Origin of the sequence: Brevibacillus ginsengisoli, from assembly GCF_050113715.1 — a bacterium.
In the GTDB taxonomy this organism is placed as follows: domain Bacteria; phylum Bacillota; class Bacilli; order Brevibacillales; family Brevibacillaceae; genus Brevibacillus_H; species Brevibacillus_H ginsengisoli.
The window spans coordinates 25057-44606 of record NZ_JBNJQR010000001.1 but is presented as its reverse complement, the minus strand read 5'-3'; the positions used below and the strand labels follow the sequence as shown (position 1 = coordinate 44606).

20 protein-coding genes, 1 pseudogene and 1 riboswitch are annotated in these 19550 nt (G+C 44.0%); of the genes and pseudogenes, 7 read left to right on the top strand and 14 right to left on the bottom strand.

The genetic code is table 11. The features are described from left to right. Position 1 precedes the first annotated feature (1 nt). Both ACQCN2_RS00245 and ACQCN2_RS00240 read right to left on the bottom strand, forming a co-directional pair. On the bottom strand, positions 2-535 hold the full coding sequence (locus ACQCN2_RS00245) for a hypothetical protein (RefSeq protein ID WP_426926876.1): 534 nt from the start codon (positions 533-535) through the stop codon (positions 2-4). Positions 536-961: 426 nt separating this feature from the next. Beyond that, positions 962-1204, bottom strand: a complete 243-nt coding sequence (locus ACQCN2_RS00240; protein WP_426926875.1) for a glutaredoxin family protein — start codon at positions 1202-1204, stop codon at positions 962-964. Between the two features lie 272 nt (positions 1205-1476). On the opposite strand from ACQCN2_RS00240, the gene ACQCN2_RS00235 reads away from it, so the two are divergent. After that, positions 1477-3084: an acetate--CoA ligase gene (locus tag ACQCN2_RS00235; protein WP_426926874.1), complete on the top strand. Its 1608-nt coding sequence runs from the start codon at positions 1477-1479 to the stop codon at positions 3082-3084. 63 nt (positions 3085-3147) lie between these two features. On the opposite strand, the gene ACQCN2_RS00230 is transcribed toward ACQCN2_RS00235, so the two are convergent. Then, positions 3148-4422 (bottom strand): GNAT family N-acetyltransferase, encoded by a 1275-nt coding sequence (locus ACQCN2_RS00230; protein WP_426926873.1) that lies wholly within the window; start codon positions 4420-4422, stop codon positions 3148-3150. Between the two features lie 20 nt (positions 4423-4442). Beyond that, positions 4443-5654 carry a hypothetical protein gene (locus ACQCN2_RS00225; protein WP_426926872.1) on the bottom strand — a complete coding sequence of 404 codons (1212 nt, stop codon included), beginning with the start codon at positions 5652-5654 and terminating at the stop codon, positions 4443-4445. Positions 5655-5893: 239 nt separating this feature from the next. On the opposite strand from ACQCN2_RS00225, the gene ACQCN2_RS00220 reads away from it, so the two are divergent. Beyond that, positions 5894-6439 carry an NADPH-dependent FMN reductase gene (locus ACQCN2_RS00220; protein WP_426926871.1) on the top strand — a complete coding sequence of 182 codons (546 nt, stop codon included), beginning with the start codon at positions 5894-5896 and terminating at the stop codon, positions 6437-6439. A gap of 204 nt (positions 6440-6643) precedes the next feature. Then, positions 6644-7519, top strand: a complete 876-nt coding sequence (locus tag ACQCN2_RS00215; RefSeq protein WP_426926870.1) for an NAD-dependent epimerase/dehydratase family protein — start codon at positions 6644-6646, stop codon at positions 7517-7519. A 93-nt stretch (positions 7520-7612) separates the two neighbouring features. Here ACQCN2_RS00215 and yhfH read toward each other — a convergent pair whose 3' ends face one another. The 7 genes and pseudogenes from yhfH to ACQCN2_RS00180 form a co-directional block, all read right to left on the bottom strand. Next, the gene (yhfH, locus tag ACQCN2_RS00210; RefSeq protein WP_426926869.1) at positions 7613-7744 is read right to left on the bottom strand and encodes a protein YhfH; all 132 of its coding nucleotides are present in this window, start codon (positions 7742-7744) and stop codon (positions 7613-7615) included. A gap of 201 nt (positions 7745-7945) precedes the next feature. Continuing rightward, the gene (locus ACQCN2_RS00205) at positions 7946-10453 is read right to left on the bottom strand and encodes a bifunctional diguanylate cyclase/phosphodiesterase (protein ID WP_426926868.1); all 2508 of its coding nucleotides are present in this window, start codon (positions 10451-10453) and stop codon (positions 7946-7948) included. A 165-nt stretch (positions 10454-10618) separates the two neighbouring features. Continuing rightward, positions 10619-11167: a GNAT family N-acetyltransferase gene (locus tag ACQCN2_RS00200; RefSeq protein WP_426926867.1), complete on the bottom strand. Its 549-nt coding sequence runs from the start codon at positions 11165-11167 to the stop codon at positions 10619-10621. Between the two features lie 154 nt (positions 11168-11321). Beyond that, positions 11322-11438: pseudogene (locus tag ACQCN2_RS00195) on the bottom strand (D-ribose ABC transporter substrate-binding protein); the annotation flags it as partial. 35 nt (positions 11439-11473) lie between these two features. Further along, positions 11474-12046 (bottom strand): nitroreductase family protein, encoded by a 573-nt coding sequence (locus tag ACQCN2_RS00190; protein ID WP_426926866.1) that lies wholly within the window; start codon positions 12044-12046, stop codon positions 11474-11476. Between the two features lie 149 nt (positions 12047-12195). After that, entirely contained in the window at positions 12196-12582 is a 387-nt protein-coding gene (locus ACQCN2_RS00185; protein WP_426926865.1) for a DoxX family protein, read from the bottom strand. 182 nt (positions 12583-12764) lie between these two features. Continuing rightward, positions 12765-14807, bottom strand: a complete 2043-nt coding sequence (locus tag ACQCN2_RS00180; RefSeq protein ID WP_426926864.1) for a sensor domain-containing protein — start codon at positions 14805-14807, stop codon at positions 12765-12767. Between the two features lie 193 nt (positions 14808-15000). Next, positions 15001-15089, top strand: a riboswitch (cyclic di-GMP riboswitch). Positions 15090-15102: 13 nt separating this feature from the next. Between ACQCN2_RS00180 and ACQCN2_RS00175 the strand changes: the two genes are divergently transcribed. Further along, positions 15103-15765, top strand: a complete 663-nt coding sequence (locus ACQCN2_RS00175) for a GGDEF domain-containing protein (RefSeq protein ID WP_426926863.1) — start codon at positions 15103-15105, stop codon at positions 15763-15765. Here ACQCN2_RS00175 and ACQCN2_RS00170 read toward each other — a convergent pair whose 3' ends face one another. Continuing rightward, entirely contained in the window at positions 15766-16611 is an 846-nt protein-coding gene (locus tag ACQCN2_RS00170) for a TatD family hydrolase (protein WP_426926862.1), read from the bottom strand. It abuts the gene before it with no gap. Between the two features lie 198 nt (positions 16612-16809). On the opposite strand from ACQCN2_RS00170, the gene ACQCN2_RS00165 reads away from it, so the two are divergent. Further along, positions 16810-16995: a DUF1272 domain-containing protein gene (locus tag ACQCN2_RS00165; RefSeq protein WP_426926861.1), complete on the top strand. Its 186-nt coding sequence runs from the start codon at positions 16810-16812 to the stop codon at positions 16993-16995. Between the two features lie 4 nt (positions 16996-16999). On the opposite strand, the gene ACQCN2_RS00160 is transcribed toward ACQCN2_RS00165, so the two are convergent. Further along, a complete protein-coding gene (locus ACQCN2_RS00160; RefSeq protein WP_426926860.1) occupies positions 17000-17368 on the bottom strand; it encodes a hypothetical protein in 369 nt (122 codons plus the stop codon). A gap of 459 nt (positions 17369-17827) precedes the next feature. Between ACQCN2_RS00160 and ACQCN2_RS00155 the strand changes: the two genes are divergently transcribed. Together ACQCN2_RS00155 and ACQCN2_RS00150 are read left to right on the top strand one after the other, a co-directional pair. Continuing rightward, positions 17828-18685 carry an HD domain-containing phosphohydrolase gene (locus ACQCN2_RS00155; protein ID WP_426926859.1) on the top strand — a complete coding sequence of 286 codons (858 nt, stop codon included), beginning with the start codon at positions 17828-17830 and terminating at the stop codon, positions 18683-18685. 15 nt (positions 18686-18700) lie between these two features. After that, entirely contained in the window at positions 18701-19021 is a 321-nt protein-coding gene (locus ACQCN2_RS00150; protein ID WP_426926858.1) for an 8-amino-7-oxononanoate synthase, read from the top strand. Between the two features lie 89 nt (positions 19022-19110). Here ACQCN2_RS00150 and ACQCN2_RS00145 read toward each other — a convergent pair whose 3' ends face one another. Next, entirely contained in the window at positions 19111-19545 is a 435-nt protein-coding gene (locus ACQCN2_RS00145) for a VOC family protein (RefSeq protein WP_426926857.1), read from the bottom strand. Between the last annotated feature and the right edge of the window lie 5 nt (positions 19546-19550).

Genomic DNA, 19550 nt, shown 5'->3' with positions numbered 1-19550 from the left:
ATCAGAATTTCCAACGCATAATCGCTTGATGCAACTGACGCAATGTGTCCACGCTTGCTTCATCCACCGTAAAATAGACGCCGTCAAACCAATATTGGTCCTTCACAACACAATCCAATTCGGGACCAAAGTGGGCAAATTGAGCCTCAACAGCTTCTCGTGTTGAATCGATTACACGCCTAACGTGGACATGCCGTTCGATCTGTGTGCGATATTGACCGAACACCTCTCGCAACCCCGCTTGAATTTCTGGGGTAGCTTCAACTCGCAGCAGACGGTATAAGGCAAGCTCCACTTGCAGCCAACAGGTCACATAGAAATGAAATTCCCAGAACAACACGGTTAGCGCGTCAAGCAACGCTTCCTCACCGCCAGCTGTTGCTCTTTCTTCATATGCGTACAAGAGCTCGTCCTTTTTCTCTTCAATTACCTCGTAATGATGCAGGGCTCCACGTGTAAACTTGTCCACTATTTGAAACAACATTTCTGGTGTTCTTTCTGGAAGCCCTTTATGTCGATTGGCAATGTCACGCAATCTTGATCACCTCAACAGCTCAGATTCGATATCCTTATAGCATACCACGTTTTTTCAAGTACACTCTCCTGTCGACCTTGACTATTCTGTGATAAAAAAGAAAAGACTTCGTCCCTCTATGCTCTGTTTAAGCTAGCTTGTAGCATCTACTGTCCGCTCCGCTCTCTACGCTTGGTTTCGCTTAAAATGAGCTTCGAGCGGACGAAATCTTTTCTTAGTGGGCTTACGCGAATGGAAGGAAAGATAAATTACTTTACCACTTAAAGCAATTTATCTTTCCAATAATATTAGAGAAAACTTCGTCCCTCTACGAAAAAAGGTGACAGTCAGGCATTTGGGCTACCTGCTGTCACCTTTTTTGTAAACACATGAAGTTTATGTAGGACATCCCTTGCTTAGCAAAGCGCAAAGGATGTCTAGGGAGCATTACGCACTTGTAACGGCTGCGTGCAATTTCATAATGCGGGCCGGGTTGAAACCGAGCACTTGCTTATCCCCGATGACAGTGACTGGAACAGACATATAGCCTAGTTTGCTTAATTCCTCGCCATACGCGTCGTTCTCATCGATATTACGTTCTTCATACGGAATATTTTGTTCTTCCAAGAAGGTTTTCAATTGTTTGCAATAACTACAATTCATACTGGAATAGACAATCGCTTGGTTCATCAGATTTGATCTCCTATCTTCACTATCTGTTGTGAATCAATTAGAATTATTATTGATTAGCTGTAAATTACTATAGCACCCACGCTACTTAGAGTCAATACTTCTTTATAATTATTATAAACAAGAATTTAATTCACTAAATTGTAACAACTTTATTGTAAACTTAACAAAAGGACTAGCAATCGTCTGATGATTTCGTAAAATAGAACTTATGGTACTATTCTAAAAAGATCCAATATTGGATTCTATCGTGACGTGGAGGGGATTATTTGATGAGTCAAGCAAACCATTTCGATTCAAATTTCACCGTTACTATCCCGGAGTATTACAACTTTGCCCATCAGATTGATCAATACGCCGCGGCCCATCCAGACAAACCAGCTGTGCTCGTCGTAAACGAAGACGGTGAGGAGCTTCGGGTTTCTTATCAGGAACTAAGAAAGTACTCCAACCGGATCGGCAATAGTCTAAAATCTCTTGGAATTGCACAAGGCGACAAAGTGATCGTCCTCGTCCCTCGCGGAGTGGAATCCTATGGAATCTATCTGGCACTCAACAAAATTGGAAGCGTTATCATGCCAGGATCAGAAATGCTCCGCGGCAAGGATATTGAATACCGAGCCAAGCACGCTGGCGCCAAAGCGATTATCGCCTTTGGCGGAATCCGTCATGAAGTGGACGAGATTCGCGCCAACTGCCCGAGTGTCGAGCATTATATTCTGCTTGGTCAACAGCATGATGACTGGTTGGCGTTTGAGGAATTGATCTCCCAATCATCTGAAGAGTTGGAAGCTGCTCGTACACACTCAGATGAATTAGCCTTTCTTTCCTACACATCCGGAACGACTGGCGGTCCCAAAGGCGTCATGCACGTGCACGGCTGGCCATTTGCACATTTGGCGGTAGCGTCCACCTTCTGGCTCGACGCCCGTGAAGATGATCTTGTCTGGGCGACAGCAGGTCCTGGTTGGGCGAAGTGGATCTGGAGCCCATTTGTATCAGCGCTGGGCAAAGGCGGTACCGCTTTCGTTTACCAAGGAAAATTCTCCGCCGAGGCTTACCTCTCTCTGATGGAGAAATACCCGATTTCGGTTCTGTGCGCGACTCCTACCGAATACCGAATGATGGCCAAAGTAAATGGCATTGAAAACTTCAACCTCTCCGCCCTGCGCTCTGCTGTCTCGGCAGGCGAACCGCTGAACCGCGAAGTAATTGATACCTTTATGCGCGCCTTCAATATTACGGTGCGTGACGGTTACGGTCAAACCGAGAATACGCTTATGATCGGCACATTTGTTGGCGTAGAGCCGCGTCCGGGTTCCATGGGCAAACCATCCCCTGTCGTCAAGGTAGCCATCGTCGACGAGGAAGGCCATGAGCTGCCAATCGGAGAAGTAGGCGATATCGCCATTGAGCGCGGAATGATTGCCTTGTTCAAAGGGTATCTCAATGATCCAGAAAGAACTTCCCGCTCCTTCCGCGGAAACTGGTACGTGACTGGTGATCAGGGACGGATGGATGAAGACGGCTATATCTGGTTTGAAGGCCGTTCCGATGATATTATTATCTCTTCTGGCTATACGATCGGGCCATTTGAAGTAGAGGATGCGCTAGTCAAACACCCAGCCGTCCAAGAATGTGCTGCTGTGGCTAGTCCTGATCCAGATCGCGGACATGTCGTGAAAGCCTTCATCGTCTTGAAAAAAGGCTTCGAGCCAAGCGAAGAGCTTCTCCATGAACTTCAGGAACATACCAAACGCTTAACCGCACCTTACAAATATCCGCGCAAAGTTGAATTTGTTCAGGAATTGCCGAAGACTACTTCGGGTAAAATCCGTCGAATCGATCTTCGCCGCCAGGAAGCTGGCTCTACTTTCTAGCCTAGAAACATCAAAGAGGTATGATCTCTCTCATCGGGATCATACCTCTTCTTTATTATTTGTCTAAAACATCGTGGTGCAAATCGGCTTCTCTGATGTCTGGAAGATACGACCCAATCTCTTTACATACTCTGTATTTGAAACTTCCGCAAGCCCATACGAAACGAGCTTACTGAACGGAACAACTCCCATCAGCATGGAGGAGAAATCTGCTACCCCAATCTTCACTTCAACTTCATATTCCTCACCCTCTTCCATCCGTGTAGGATAACCTCCGACAAAGTGAACGATGGTGCTTGGAGGTGGCGGATTCGTAATGTTATCCGACCCATTTATAAACGAATCATGCACGGTAAGCTTTACTTTACAGTTCACCCCGTCAAAATTGTGATGAGCCAGATAAGACCACAGCGCATCCTGATTGATTACACGGTACATCAAACCGATCGCTGCTACATTGATAGGGTGAGCTACGTGTGGGATCAGTTTAACATCACCATTACGCGCATCATCGAATAAATGATGGAGGAACTCATCTTGTGTATTGATTACAATGCGATTGATTTGATCAGACTGACTATTGAGGAAGGTGCAGATTTCGCTCAACACTTCTGGCGTCTCGTAGATGAATTCCTTGACGATCATATTGTTTAGAGCAAAATTCAACTCATGTTCCTGTTTAAAAGAGAAGACGATATAGCCATGAAGCGTGTCTCCTTTCTTCACTCCCACCAATCGATTCTCAGGATTGTCGAATAGCGCTCTTAGATCAAGATCCGTTTTTTTGATCATCCCATGTGTATGCGCAAACAACCGATCATAGCATTCGCGCACCAGCTGCACATCTTCTTTGGTCAGATACTGTAGATGACGTTTCTCACCGTTGGATGGAAAAGCGGAGGGAAGCACTTTGTACTGATTGTTCTTAGTCCCAAAGCCAAAGCCCATTTGCTTATAAAAATCAGGTCGAAATGGATAGAGTAACGCGAGAGGCATCTTACGTTCCCGATAATGATCGATGAAGAAGGTGATGAGTTCTTTCGCGACTTTTTCCTTTTTGTGAAGAAAATCAACCGCCACCATCCCTACTCCACCAACAGGTATCTGAATCGAGCGAAAATTCAACAGGTAATCATACAGGATCATGCCTCCCAATAATTGACCATCCCGAAAATATCCATAGAAGTTGATCGACTCCTGCTCCATTCGCTGTTTCATCCGCGCGATTGTTCTTTCTTTGGTATCAGGCAATGCGAGATTAAGCGCAGGGTAAGCATCTCCAGTAATCGTGATAAACTCATCCAATTGATCACTTGTTAACAAATGTACTCCATTCATTCTGATCGTCTCCTTTTTCTCTATGATTCTCTTACCTCTTCTGGTGTGAATTGTTCGGTGAGCAGGCGATAGAACTGGAGATGCGGATCTCCCTTTTGTATAAACTCATCAACCATCCTCTTTCCGTAGGCGTAGCTTAACAGATAGTTCCGATAGAATCGGGAACGGCTGATCAGTTCAACCGTTTCTCTTATGATACTTTCATCAATTAACGTATAGGTAACTCCGTAGCGGATGATTTCTTCAAGAGATTTGCCAGTGTGAAATAAGTAGACGAGATTGCTAGAAATCTGATCCAGTGAATTTCGCGTAGCTGCTTGGAGCAGTAGTGGCAAGTCAGCATCCCGATATTCGATCTTCAGTGGAGAGTATACATGTTCTACCATCCACTCTGCTGCCTCTTCATATGTAAATATCATCTCAAACGCTTTTTCGGCAATACCTTCCGTCAGAATCAATTTGGGGCTTAAGGTGATCAACACTGACTGTTCCATATACCCCTGTTTATGAATAAGGAATTCCTCTTTCAAACTAGACTCGGTATGGTGTCCGGGATACCCTTCATGACAGATTAGCGGTAATAGGGTGAACAGGTTCTTCGGTCGGTCCAGATTAAACACCATCAGAGAATGATAGTTTCCCTTGTACCAGTTAGCTGCCCCAAATGATTTATTCCTTACTGTTTGAATTTCTACATTCTCACCCTTTGGTAGCGCATACCGCTCATTCGTCCTCCTTCTCGCCTCAGCTGTGGCACCCTCTATGATCGAGTAGAGCCTATCAGAAGAGAGTTCCTGGGTATTTCTCTTTTGCCAAAAGGTAAATCGTTCTTGAAGACTTCCTTCTCCAGGCAGCGAACGCTCAAAGATTTCCAAGCCATGCTCAAAATAGCTATCGGGTATCCAATGGAGATTGACATCAAAAAACGTCTCAACCTCTTCTTCAAAAGCAAGCGGTTCATTCGTAAACCATTTGAGCATCGTCTCCATCCCGCTCAGTTGTTTGTCCAGGAACCTCCTGCGGCTTGTTGAATACCCCTGCTCATCAAGTGAATTTCGGAGATCCTCTACATCCCTTTGCATTTCCAGTGGACTTTTGATCTCTTCTTGATCAACCCGTATGACAAGTTCATCAGGTCCAAAATAAGCATCCAAATAAAATTCATCGTAGCGCGACTTAAACAACTTGTTCATCCGTAAAGAAGTGAGTAGAAATCCATGTCCCCAATCCACCCTGCCAATCCCTCCCTCGAAACTTGTAATTCCACCCATTTTATACCATTCATTCCCACTTGTACAAAATATTACAAAATTTCACCCCCTGGCTTTTTAATGAAGAGCCTTTTATACGAGATACAAGCTCTATGGGGCTACTCGCCTATTTTACATACTTAACATATCGAAATGTTTACAATGTATTCATTCTGTGCCATACTTTAGCTACAGAACGAATTACGAGGAGGATCTCAATCATGAAAATACTTGTCATTAATGGAAGTGCTACTCTACAATCTCGTACCCGCGGACTCTCAACCTTCATCTCCAATGAATTGAGTAACCATCAGGTTGAAGTGCTGTCTTTTGACGCCGGGATCCATCTTCTCCCTATCTATAATGGCACGAATGAATCATACAGCCATCCGGAAGTAGCTCGTCTGATCCAATTGGCTGAGCAGGCTAACGGATTCTTCATCACAACTCCCGAGTATCACAATTCGATGACTGGCGCGCTCAAGAATGCGCTTGATTTCCTGGGGGGCAAACAGTTCAAAAACAAACCAGTTGCCTTGGCAGCCGTATGCGGCGGTGGAAAAGGCGGCATTAACGCGCTAAACAGCCTTCGTACGGTTGTTCGTGGCGTATATGGCCTTGCGTTACCAAGCCAATTCGTTGCTGATCCGCAATGTTTCAATGAGCAGGCTGAATTCGTTGCGAAAGATGGACAAGAGCGTGTCGCTTCGCTTGTGACTGAACTCGTTGAATTAACCCGCTTGACTTGCCCAAAAGTAGTTGTGTAAACGCTTTTGTGAAACGCTCTTTCTTCACGAATAGAATTTCTCCCGATAGGCAGAACCTTTACCTCAAGTAGGGTTCTGCCTTTTTGAATTGAATATATATTTAATTTTCTAACTTTTCTTGATTAATCCTTTTTATTCGATTAAAATTTTTTTATAAGATGTTCAAGTTGTATTCATCCGGCTATTGAAAAAGGGGGAATCCGCATGAAATCAGCGCTTGTTTTGGGAGGAACGCAATTCTTTGGGAAGCACCTGGTTCAGGATCTTTTGGAAAAAGGGGTTAACGTAACCATCGCTACACGGGGAACTACACCAGATCCATTTGGCAATCAGGTTGAGCGCCTACGGCTGAACCGCGAATCACGTGAAACCATTGCCCAAGCGGCGGAAGCTGGGAAGTGGGATGTTTTGTATGATCAAACCTGCTATTCTCCTCAAGAGGCACAAGATGTGATGGAGCTTTTCTCCGGTAAAATCAAGCGTTATATCTTCACGTCCACGATGGCTGTCTATGATTTTGCTCCCGCTCGAAAAGAAACCGATTTTGATCCTTACTCCTTCGGTTATACACTGAAAACCCGCAAGGAATATCCAGGGCTCCTCGGTTATCAGGAAGCCAAGCGGGCCGCTGAAGCTGTGTTGTTCCAACAAGCTCCTTTTGATGTCGTTGCCGTTCGCTTCCCGCTGGTGGTTGGCCCGGATGATTACACGAATCGGTTTACGTTTCACACCGACCGGATTAAGCAAGGGCTGCCGATCGGGATTGATCAGCCTGATGAACGCTACAGCTTCATCTCCTCTGCCGACGCGGGACGTTTCTTAAGCTGGATTGGAGACACTAAACAAACTGGACCGTTTAATGCTGGTTGTGAAGCCGATATCTCTATGGCGGAATTGATCAAGCGAATGGAAGCTTCTCTGGGGAAAAAGGCGACCATTATTACAAATGCAGACCCAACCGATCGCTCACCCTACGCCCTTCCCGCATCCCTCTCTATTGATACGACGAAAGCGAGAGCGGCTGGCTTTACTTTTGAAACACTGGATTCATTGTTGGGTCGATTGTTACAAACTAAGTAACGTGGTGGAATCTATTGAGGAATTAAGTTTCGAGCCATAAAACAACAAAAGAGCTATCGACTGGATTCAACCTCTCAGCGATAGCTCTTCTATTTATTCGTCGCGTTCATTCATGCAACGCTCGCATTCATATAGGTAGGATTCATGTTGTTCTTCAAATTCATGACCACAGCAGACGCACACTTTCTTCTGAATATTCCGATAAAAAATAGCAACTGGAACCATTCGTATCTCCCCTTCTCCTTTGTTTCTTGCTTATATTGTATTATAACAGGTCAAAAATGTGAATACTTGTGTGTATACAGTTTCAGAAATTTTTATGACATATCTCTGGAAAGCTACATTTAAGAAAATGCTAACAATAAAAACCAGTCGCAACTCTCATAAGGTTGCGACTGGTTTGTCTGTTTCATCTAGTTTGTTAATTTAATCGAATGAGTCCAACAGATTCTCAAACTCCTCTGCCGAGACAGGTCGACTGAAAAGATAGCCTTGGGCACGATCACACTTATGCTTGTGTAGAAAATCAAGCTGTTCCTTGGTTTCAACCCCTTCGGCGACAACGCAGAGCTGCAAGGACTGAGCCAAGCTGATGGTAGAGGTGGCAATTGCGGAAGCGCTCTGATCGACAGATAGATCATTCACGAAGGAGCGATCGATCTTGAGTGTATTGATCGGGAACTTGCGCAGATAGCTAAGAGACGAATAGCCAGTCCCAAAATCGTCGATCGCGATGTGAATTCCAAGATCCCGGATTTTTTGCAGCTTGGAAATCACGTACGTCTCATTATACATGGCGATCGTTTCCGTGATCTCCAGCTCCAGATCCTCTGGATTGTGATTGGTTTCCTCCAGTATTTCTCGGATCGACTCAACCAAATCCTCTTGCTGAAACTGTCTTAGTGACAGATTCACCGATAAGCGAAGGCGCGGATAATTGAGCTTTTGCCAGGCTACATTTTGCTTGCACGCCGTACGCAGTATCCATTTTCCGATTGGGACAATCAATCCGGTCTCTTCCGCCAGTGGAATGAACTCCCCTGGTGGAACCAATCCTCGCTCAGGATGCTTCCATCTGATGAGAGCCTCCATTCCGACAATTTTCCCTGAATCGATATCGATCTGCGGTTGATAGTAGACGATCAGCTCTTGACGCTCCAAAGCCTGGTGCAACTGATTTTCCAACTCCAAACTATCAATTACCTTCTCCTTCATCTCAACTGTGTAGAATTGGTAATTGTTCTTGCCTAATTCCTTGGCGTAATACATGGCCATATCGGCATGTCTAATTAATGTGGTTGCGTCTTCGCTTTTTCGAGTATTCAAGCTGATCCCAATGCTCGTCGTGATGAAGACTTCACGTCCCTCAAGCGTAAAAGGCTGGCTGAATGTATCAATAATGACAGATGCGAGCTCCGTTATCTGACTGGCATGCTTCACATCAGTCAAGATGATGGCAAATTCATCCCCGCCCATTCGAAACACACTCGCGCAGTTGTCCACACACTGCACCAGTCGTGTGGCAACAGCCTGCAAAAGCATGTCTCCTACGGCATGTCCAAAATAATCATTCACATTCTTGAATCGATCCAGGTCCAGAAACATCACAGCCAGGACGCGATTTTCTTCCCTCGCTCTCGCCAACTCATTGTTCAGTTGATTCATCAGCTGGTGACGATTCGGCAGTCCAGTTAAGTTGTCGTAGTAAGCCTGATACTTGATTTGGGCTTCATATTGTTGGCGAGCGGTTATATCACTGAAAGAGATCACCGCTCCGACTACACTTCCCTTTTCATGGATAGGAGCAGCCACATAGGCGACTGGTAGGAGTACCTTCTCTTTGGTCATAAAGTAATCATCATCGATCCGACTCGTTACACCGGAGTGAATCGTTTGATAGATGGGAGAATGGAGGTATGTAATGAGTTCATCCATGTTCTTGCCGATGATTTCTTCATTGCTCCAGCCTGTCAGGCGTTCCGCTTCGGGATTCGAGAAAGTCACATTCCCTTGAGTATCTAGGAGAAATAATCCTTCCCCCACTGTAGAAGTTATCAATTCTAGCTGTTTCTGATGTTTTTTGGCCTTTTTCTCGGCTAGACGTTGGTTCGTATACGGCTCCTCGATCAGCGAAATATAGATTCCCTTCATCAGGAATAAGTAGCCAAAAACCTTGAAGATATGTCCAATCACGTTATACCAATCGTAAACATCATGGTAGCGAGTAAATAAAAGCTCCCCTAAAAATAAGATAAAGAATGCAAGGCTTAACGAAAGCAGCGGTAGTCTGGGCTTGCGACGATATAATCTTAGAACGATCAGCGCGGTCGTTAAATGGATGGCGCAAACAAGGTATTCAAGGGAATTTTTCAGAGGAGTTGGACCAATTGTTGGAATGACAAGCGTTGGCAGTTGATTGAATTTCGTCAAGATAATGTAAGCAAGTGAAAAAACATAGAGACAGGCCAGCAGAAAAATTGGCAACCGGCTATTTTTATCGATCGATTGATCTTTCAGACAAAACAGGATACATAATGAAAGACTCTCTGTAATTCTCGCGGTGATCCAAAACCAGGTAGCCGCAGCGCTATTCATATACAGGATCGTTGGCATTCCTTTATAGGTTAGGGTGTGCATGAGATCGAGCAGACCCACCGAAAAAAATATACCGCCAATCAGTAAACGATGCCTGGTTGCGCTGTAGGGAAACATCATCCAGCATTGAATCGCAATGGAGAGAGAGACAGCTATGCTAAAAAACTCCAGAACCGTATGTACACTCAAGTAATGATTAGAGGTCAGAACGAAATAAAAATAAGGATAAAGGAAGATCGAAGCCAAAAACGCTCCAAGGAACGTTAGAGCGATCCAAATCGCATGTTTTTCCGCCTGTTTTCGTGGTTGTTCATCTATTGGATAAGACCAAGAGTTCATTATCAACTCTCCTATTCACTCCTACAAGATCTTAACGTGATCGTTCAATATAAATCCTCAAGCTATATTATATCGTCATTGTTCATGCTCACTAGATTGATTTGATATCCTTTATGTCGATTCCCTGACAGTTTGGATAAAAATAGCAAATCGAACGAATCATTATTATGAGTTGAAGGTCCATTCATCCTTCAGCATTCCGAATAAAAACACATCCACAAACTCATCATAGCGGCACTCGCCTTGACGAAGCCGGCCTTCCTCCACAAAGCCCAAACGTTTCGCAACCTGCTGCGCGCGCTCGTTGTCTATCGCACAGTGGATTTCCACTCGATTCAGCCCAAGCTCCGTAAAGCCATATTGGATCATGGCACGGGCAGACTGAGTAGCAATCCCTTGCCCTTCCCACTTGCTAGCCAACCAGAACGACAGACTTGCTGAGCGGTCTTTGGCATTAATAAATCCATATCCTACTTCGCCAACGATTTCTTCGTCACACAAAATAGAGAATTTACATACTCGCTTCGCTTCAAATTGGCTGCGAAGGTAATCAATATAAGATTCCGTATGATGCAGATTCTTGGTCATTTCTACCCACGGAAGATATTTACTAAGATGCTCTCTTGATTCGTCTATCCGCGCAAAAAGTTGTGGGGCGTCCCCTGGCTCGGGTAATTTCAAGGATAAGTGCTCATTTATCGGTAGGTGTATCATATGCGATCTCTCCTGTCCTCCTAAAAAGAATGGGGCTATTTAACTCTATTACCATATCGAGATGAAGACGTTTTTTCAATGAAAAAGAAATAAAACTTAATCATAAAAAAAGAAGTGCTTCCATTTTTGGACAGAAGTACTTCTTAGGTATAGCGTCTTTGTTGCCTTGGAAGATGTTTTCCATTACACTCAAACTTTTTGCGCGATCGAAGTCAGCTGGTTGGGATACCACTACTTTTACGCCATCTTTGCCATCAACTGCGGAGTGGAAGCATTTCGGCTGCTTTTACTAGCTGATTCGAAGGTTTATTCGTTTATCCAGACCGTTTTTTCCGTGTAGGCTTTCCGTTTCCCTTTCGGCGACGGCATGTCAGGATAGCCAATATAAATGAATCCGAGAATTTCATCTTGGTCACGCAATCCAAATTGCTGCTTCATTATGGGGTGGTAGGCTGGTTTACCCGTCCGCCAAATGGCTCCCAGTCCAAGCGCATGAGCAGCCAGCAGCATATTTTGGATGGCGGCATTCACTGCAGCGCGCTCTTCTAACAGCAGCACATCCGGGTGATCGGAAGGAACCACCGCCACTGTGATGACGAGTGGGGCACGAAAAGCCTTTTCTACTTCTTTTTCCAAACGCTTCTGATTCTCCTCGCTCGTCGGGTCATCCATCTCATCCCGCGTAACGGCAGCATATCCCTCTCCCAGCTTGCGTCTGCCCTCCCCTGTCATGACAAAGAATTTCCACGGCTCGGTATGTCGATGATTAGGCGCCCAAGTCGCCGCCTCGAGCAACGTTTCGATCACCTGTTGATCTACGGGATCACTTTTTACCTTGCCGATTGATCTTCTTGTACGAATCGCTTCTATAACATCCATCTGTATCCCACCTTTACATAGAGGATTATCGACTGTTTCTATTCATATGTAACAAGACCATTATTAATATGCATGATCCCCTTGTCAAACCATGGCAAAAAAACAAGAGCCTACTCCATGCGAAGCGGCTCTTGTTTGTGGATTAGATATTAAAACAAAACGTATGCGCCAGGACCGATGAGGGCGACACCCACAGCAACGGCGATTAACATCAGATTGTACTCAAATCCGTTCGTCGTTACCCAGTAACCGTTTTTGCCATGAACCTTTACAATTGCGACCAACATCGTCATGACAATGAAAAGTGCAGCCACCCACGTAAATACGCCAGCTGCGAAGAACAAACCGCCAGCAAGCTCAAGTAATCCGGCAATGGCGGCCATCAGGACTCCTGGTTTGACGCCGATTGATTCCAACCAACCGCCAGTTCCTTTCAAGCCATATCCGCCGAACCAGCCAAACAACTTCTGTGTGCCGTGCCCCGCGAAGGTTAAACCTACAACCAAACGAATGATTAAAAGACCTAGATTCATCATGATAATTCCTCTCCTTTATGAATGAGTGAAAAGTATTTAACTTACTTTATGTAAGTATAATAAGTTATGTTACTTACTTTTGTCAAGCTACTTTTTAAAATTTAAGTACTTGTCCAAAGGTAAGCAAAAAAGACCCGCTTCCTGCCTAAGCAAGAACGAGTCTCTTTTTTCATTGAATGATATTAGATCAATAAGAACTTGTTGGAAAACTCCATTGCCGGAATCGGTCGGCTAAACAAATACCCTTGCGCCTCTTCACAGTGATGCTCCCGCAAAAATTGCAGCTGTTCCTCGGTCTCTACGCCTTCTGCCGTCACTTTGAGATTCAGGTTGTGCGCCATAGAGATAATCGTTGCGACAATGGCCGCATCGTTGCCTCCCTGCGTAATCTCCTTCAGGAAGGATTGGTCTATCTTTAATTTGTCGATTGGCAAACGTTTGAGATAATGAAGCGAGCTGTAGCCCGTTCCAAAGTCATCCATGCCGATTTGGACCCCAAGCTGTTTTAGTTCTTGTAGGGTATTCATCGTATGACTGACATCCATCGCCATGCTCTCCGTAATCTCCAGCTCCAGATAATTCGGGTTGCACAAGCTCTCCTCCAGAATGAACTTCACCGTAGAGATGAGGTTATGCTTCATGAACTGTTTGGAAGAAAGATTCACCGCAATCGAGATCGGCTCCATCCTTCCTTCATTCCATTCTTTTAACTGGCGGCAAGCCGTCCGCATCACCCAAACGCCAATCGGTATAATTAAGCCGGTTTCCTCTGCCAACGGGATAAACTGCGCGGGTGACACGAGTCCCCATTTGGGATGGTTCCAGCGGATCAAAGCTTCCGCTCCGACGACTTTACCGGTCTTCACATGAATTTGCGGCTGATAGTACAGCTCAAATTCATGACGCTCCAACGCACGGTACAAATCGTTTTCGATAACGATTCGCTCTTGTGCTTTTTCATTCATATTGGGCTTATAGAATTGATAATGGCTTCCTTTATCCTTAATTCGATACAAGGCCGTATCCGCGTTGACCAATAGCGTCTCCGTATCGGTTCCGTCGTTCGGATAGACGGCGATTCCGATGCTGCAGGAGAGATGAAACTCATAACCCTGCTCAATCACAGGCTCTTCAATACAGTTGATGATTTTCTGCGCGATCTCACCAATCTCCTGTTCTGACTCCACATCAGATAAAAGCACGGCAAACTCATCTCCGCCAATGCGAAACAAACGATCATTTATCCCAAGGCAGCGGCTCATCCGATTGGCCAAAGAAATCAGAAGGGTATCCCCATATTGATGGCCTAAGGAGTCATTTACCTTTTTGAAGTGATCAATGTCGATAAACAAAATCGTATAGGTCTTGTTTTGATCCGTTGTCGAAATGACGATTTCATCGATTCGTTCTTTTAACGCCCGTCGGTTTGGCAAATGCGTCAATTCATCGTGAAGTGCCATAAAATTAATTCGCGCTTCTGCCAGCTTGCTATCCGTTATATCTTTAAACATAGCGATAAATCCAGTGGTATTGTTTTCATTATCAGACAACTTAGCTGTAGAAAGACTCACCCACTTCAGGAAACCATCTTTGGTCAGCCTTTGCACTTCAAGTCCCGTGAACTTTTTGTTTCGGAGCATAACATCATCGAATATTTTTGCAAATTCCTTCTTATTCTCTTGAGCGATCAGGGGATACGGTTGGTGAACAATTTCTTCTCTCTTCCAACCAAATATCTCTTCCGCCGCCGGATTCCAAATGGTGACTTTTTGATCCTGATCAAGAGTAATGACCGCGATAGGAGACGCCTCTATAACAGCCTTCAAGGCATGCGTGCTCTGCCACAAAGAGTTTTCAACTTTTCGTTTGGTGGTGATATCAGACAGTAATCCTATGTAATGGGCAACATTTCCACTTTCATCGCGAAGGGCCGTTATGATGAGATGCTCAAGATACACGTCGCCATTCTTGCGTTTGTTCCAAATCTCACCTTCCCAGCGATCTAGATTCGCAATACCCTTCCACATTTCGTTGTAAAAACCTTGATCATGCAAATCCGATTTGAGAAAACGAGGATTCTGACCAATCACTTCATCAAAAGAATAACCCGTAACATCCGTAAAAGCCGGATTGACATACGTGATGAGTCCTGATTGGTTCGTAATCATAAGGCCTTCCACTAAATGATTAAGCACTTTCTTATATAGTTGTACGTCCTGTTCCATCTTGTAAGGATCCTCCGAGGCTGAAGACTGGGGCAATATTCTGCATTTTTAATATATACTAAATTCCTATTTTGGTCATTAGAATCACTGAGAGTTTTTCTGCATTTTTTTATTAAAAAACATTTTAATAGGTATTTTATAACACATATAAGCAGTGTATAATTAGGAATATAGTCCCTAATCGAATGATATTCTTCGAAAATAGCAAACTCATCGAAAGGTGTGGACGCAAAGCTGCGGGTCTAATGGTTTTTAAAAGCCAACGACAGCCGGGTTGCCGAAAAGAGGTGTGGAAATGAAATATACGGGACGGTTCACTTTAACACTCATTTGTTTGTTTACTTTAGCTGCCTATTTTTCTAGCGACTTCCAAGCTGTAGGGATGTTTATCTACTTGATCGACATAACTTACTTGCTGGTAGCCTGGTTTCTAGGCAAACAGTATGATCGTGCCAAATACTACTCGGAACATGATGGACTGACAGGAGTTTATAACAGACGTTATTTAACCGAGATGGTCATGAAGCTCCTCAACACGATGAAAAAGCAAGACAGAGAAGTGAGCATGATCGTCGTGGACGTCAATGACTTCAAATTAATCAACGATGAATACGGTCATCTTTTTGGCGACCATGTTTTAAAAAATGTGGCCACAATCCTGAGTTGCAACCTTCCAAAAGGAAGTCTTGTCTCCAGATGGGGTGGTGACGAGTTTCTCATTGTCATTCCAGATGTGAATGAAGAAGAGACGGCTGCATCCGTCTTACAGATTCATGAGGAATTAGAGCGGCTTACCAACTTATTTCGCATAAATATTACCGCTTCTATCGGCGTCTCCGTTTATCCGCGCGACGCCAGCACTCTTGATGATCTCATTCACATGGCGGACCTTCACATGTACGATAGTAAACGCGAGTATAAAACGGTGTGCTTGCAATCCATAGAGACTCCTATGTAACTATTCTTGTCCATCCCAAGGAAGCTGATAAAATTGCTGGGTATTGGCAAAAATGGTTCTGGCCGTTTCATCGATCGAAAGCCCTTTAAGCTCAGCTATTCGTTGAATCACATCGATAACCATTCGAGGATGTGTCATCAATCCGCTAAACGGGCCTTCGAACGGCCACGGCCCATCTGTCTCAGCCATCAGTAATTCTAGCGGATATTTACTGACGAGAGCTTGAATCTCTTCTTCATAGAGAACATCCGGCGTGATAGAGACTCTGTAGCCATTACGGATCATCCGGGTAATCGTCGAATCGCTCCCTTTAAACCAGTGAAAATGAGCGGCTGACACCTGATGCTTCTCCAACAAGTCACAGGCGATATCGGCGTCTTCATAAACCGCATGCATTACTATTGGTTTATTGACTTCCTTGCTCAATTGGATGAATTGCTCTAGCAGCTGACAGTACGGCTCGATTGTAAATGCCTGTCCGGTTTGCTCCGCTTCGGTGCGCTTATAATACGGAAGCCCTACTTCCCCAATAGCTACAATCTCCTGCCGATTCGCTCGGATGAAGTCACAGATCCAGTTCAACTCCGCTTCACTCGGCAGCTCTTGTTCCGGATGATAGCCGTAAGCCGCAAAAACTTGTTTTGGAAACTGCTGCTGAAGCCGTCGCACCGTCAAGCAAGAACGCTGATTCATCGAAACGGCAATCAGTGCTTTGATTGGGCTTGTGGCCAGTCCTTTTACCAGCTGAGCTGCTTGTAGGGTCACAGCCTCAGAATTCATGTCCGTCAAATGAAACGGTTCATCATATTTATCCAAGTGAATGTGTGCGTCAATTGCTTTGATCACGTTCGCATCCTCCCAGAACAAAACCTAGTCGCATTGACCAGGTTTTGTCTTCTGTGTATGGGATGATTGTATCTTACTTTTACACGAATTCGCTAGTCTTTACTGTCCCCCGTTAGTATGAACAAACTGTCCCTTATAAAAAACTTGTAAACATGTTATATTTCTGCGGAAAACATAGAGAGAGGGCGGCTGATTATAGTGGCGTTGGAAATGAGAAAAAAATGTGAGCGTTGTAATTCTCCACTTGAGGGCAATTCACTCGCGTATATCTGTACCTACGAATGTACCTTTTGCTCTGCCTGTACGGAAGATATGAATTGCGTTTGTCCCAATTGCGGGGGAGAGTTGGTAAGAAGACCGAGGAAGCCAGCAAGTAAAAACTAGTTACTTACCTCGCAGGGCTAATTTTGTTTAATTCACCGGTTTGATCATTCACAGCGAAATAAAAATCTGACCAAGCTTCGTTCCCCTGTTCAATATCCACAACTCCGCAAATCACGGCGATATCCGCTTCTTGATGCGAAGTTAGATATTCGAATAAGAAGCCTTGGGGGCTTTGGGCAGAGAAGACCTGATTCCCCTCCAAATCAAAGCCGATCAAATATTCTGGACGATCCCAGTTGTCGCCAACTAAAGCGACAACTCTTTTTACGTTTTCATAGTACTTGGCTTCAAACACATTTTGGACTGCTGGACTAACCACTTGACCATCATAAAACCACTGCAATTCGTTAATTACTAGAATGTCAATCATCATGAGCATTCTCCTACCTGCTTTTCAGCCAGTTATCATAATCCTTGATTGGATAACCCCCAATTGCGGTGTCTCCGGCAGTTTTCCAACGAATCTTCCCTATTTATTTCATGATCATCCAACCCTAAAAATACCAAATAAAACATTTTGTTGCAATTTTTCGTAATAAAATTATTACTATCGCGATGATTCTAATGCTAAGAACAGGAGTTCAGGACTACCTCTTTTTTGTCCAACGAAGCCAAATCATACGAAAGACCCCTGCCTTTCGAACGGTTTCTATTTCAGTATGTATCCATCTAAACCGATTGCTATTTTCTGTGGTAATATTAGCTATTGACAGAATTTTTTTAATTGCAAAATTCGACTCTATCGTAATTCCGAGTAAAAACTCATAGTGTCTTCCTGGAGGTGTATGTTATGTCCATCGTAAACAGAGGCCAATTTATCGAGACCGTCCAGATGAAAAAGCTGGAGGTTTCTCTTATCAGTTCAGGTGATGGAACGGAAATCATTCACCATAAACTAGAAGCAGATGGTAAGTGGGGGTTAACTCCACAAGAAGGATGGGATGCCCTGGAGCATATAACGCTTCTTTCTGGTAAACTTCGACTCCAGACTGAGAAAGGTGAAAGAATTCTTGTTGCTGGTGATTCTTACTTTGAATGCCCTGTTACCAATTCTTTGATTTTTCATGCGGAGGAAGAAACTGAGTTCTTATATATTTCCTCTCGCCCCGTTTTTCATATATATAGCCACGCAAACAAAAAAACAATGGATCTTGCCGTCGCCATCGAAGAAAAAGATGGATACACAGCGGATCATTGCTACCGAATTGCGCAAATGTCTATGATGGTAGGCGAACAAATGGGGCTTGACCCCAATCAGTTGGTCAAACTTAATCTTTCTTCCTTCTTTCATGATGTTGGCAAGGTAAAAGTTCCATTAACCATTCTCCAGAAACCCGGCAAGTTAACCAGTGAAGAGTGGGAGATTATGAAGTTGCATACCACCTACGGAAGAGAAATTCTAGAAGAAACAAATCTTCCATTATTAAAAAAAGCAGGGGAAATTGTCGAACAACATCATGAAAGATACGATGGAAAAGGCTATCCCAAAGGCCTAACTGGTGATAAAATAGCTATCGAAGCGGAAATTATTTCCATAGTAGACTCTTATGATGCCATGACAACCGATAGAATCTACCAAAAGGGTCGGACGAAAGAAGCAGCACTGGAAGAAATCAAACGTTGCAGCGGCACCATGTACAACCCTGAAGTAGTAAAAGTTTTTCTCTCTTTAAAGGAAAAATTAAACTAATTTGGAGGAAATGCGATGAAGAAATTAGGAGTCGTTTTAACATCTGTAATGCTTGTGATGTCTCTTGGTATGGGAGTTGCTGGAGCTGAGTATTTGCCGCAATATGACAAGTACATTGAGATTCCTATCGACAAAGCTAGACATTTTGCCGATGCAATGGGACTTAATAAGTTTCCTTTGGGAGAAGAGACTGCTCAAAGATCTTTTCAATTTCAAGAAGCCTTAATTGCTAAGCGCGAAGCAAAAACTGGAAAAGAAATTGATCACTATTACATTTGGCTAACTGTTGATGGAAAGCCCGTTTTAGCGATTGACCCACCAATTGCATTGTTTTAATTAAAACATTTGCAATTATCAACAAAGTCACTACCTACATAGATAAGCCCGCTACCTTTTCTATCTGTAAAAGTAGCGGGCTTTATTGTTTAAACTTCATTCTGCTTCGTTCTTTGGGCGATTGGGTGATCATCATTTAATTGCAACAAGTCCCACAAATTCCCGTAAAGATCCTTAAATACGGCCACCATTCCATAGGATTGCTCTTTTGGTTCCCTCACAAATTCTATTCCTCTTGAAATCATTTCATTATAATCTCTCCAAAAATCATCGGTATTTAAGAAAAGAAATACTCTACCGCCTGACTGATTGCCAATAAAGGGCTCTTGCTCAGGTTTAGACGCTCTCGCTAGTAAAATTGTTGTGCCGACTGAACCAGGAGGCGACACTACTACCCACCGTTTGTTTTGCTCCGGCTGATACGTATCTTCGACTAATGTAAAATTTAGCTTCTTTGTATAAAACTCTATTGCCTCATCATAGTCTTTTACTACTAAAGCAATGTGAACGATCGATTGAACCATTATTG

Excerpts from the sequence above, each read along its gene's own strand:
- ACQCN2_RS00240 (WP_426926875.1), bottom strand. The coding sequence starts at position 1,204 with ATGAACCAAGCGATTGTCTATTCCAGTATGAATTGTAGTTATTGCAAA.
- ACQCN2_RS00235 (WP_426926874.1), top strand. The coding sequence starts at position 1,477 with ATGAGTCAAGCAAACCATTTCGATTCAAATTTCACCGTTACTATCCCG.
- ACQCN2_RS00230 (WP_426926873.1), bottom strand. The coding sequence starts at position 4,422 with ATGAATGGAGTACATTTGTTAACAAGTGATCAATTGGATGAGTTTATC.
- ACQCN2_RS00220 (WP_426926871.1), top strand. The coding sequence starts at position 5,894 with ATGAAAATACTTGTCATTAATGGAAGTGCTACTCTACAATCTCGTACC.
- ACQCN2_RS00215 (WP_426926870.1), top strand. The coding sequence starts at position 6,644 with ATGAAATCAGCGCTTGTTTTGGGAGGAACGCAATTCTTTGGGAAGCAC.
- yhfH (WP_426926869.1), bottom strand. The coding sequence starts at position 7,744 with ATGGTTCCAGTTGCTATTTTTTATCGGAATATTCAGAAGAAAGTGTGC.
- ACQCN2_RS00205 (WP_426926868.1), bottom strand. The coding sequence starts at position 10,453 with ATGAACTCTTGGTCTTATCCAATAGATGAACAACCACGAAAACAGGCG.
- ACQCN2_RS00200 (WP_426926867.1), bottom strand. The coding sequence starts at position 11,167 with ATGATACACCTACCGATAAATGAGCACTTATCCTTGAAATTACCCGAG.
- ACQCN2_RS00190 (WP_426926866.1), bottom strand. The coding sequence starts at position 12,046 with ATGGATGTTATAGAAGCGATTCGTACAAGAAGATCAATCGGCAAGGTA.
- ACQCN2_RS00185 (WP_426926865.1), bottom strand. The coding sequence starts at position 12,582 with ATGATGAATCTAGGTCTTTTAATCATTCGTTTGGTTGTAGGTTTAACC.
- ACQCN2_RS00180 (WP_426926864.1), bottom strand. The coding sequence starts at position 14,807 with ATGGAACAGGACGTACAACTATATAAGAAAGTGCTTAATCATTTAGTG.
- ACQCN2_RS00175 (WP_426926863.1), top strand. The coding sequence starts at position 15,103 with ATGAAATATACGGGACGGTTCACTTTAACACTCATTTGTTTGTTTACT.
- ACQCN2_RS00160 (WP_426926860.1), bottom strand. The coding sequence starts at position 17,368 with ATGATGATTGACATTCTAGTAATTAACGAATTGCAGTGGTTTTATGAT.
- ACQCN2_RS00155 (WP_426926859.1), top strand. The coding sequence starts at position 17,828 with ATGAAAAAGCTGGAGGTTTCTCTTATCAGTTCAGGTGATGGAACGGAA.
- ACQCN2_RS00150 (WP_426926858.1), top strand. The coding sequence starts at position 18,701 with ATGAAGAAATTAGGAGTCGTTTTAACATCTGTAATGCTTGTGATGTCT.
- ACQCN2_RS00145 (WP_426926857.1), bottom strand. The coding sequence starts at position 19,545 with ATGGTTCAATCGATCGTTCACATTGCTTTAGTAGTAAAAGACTATGAT.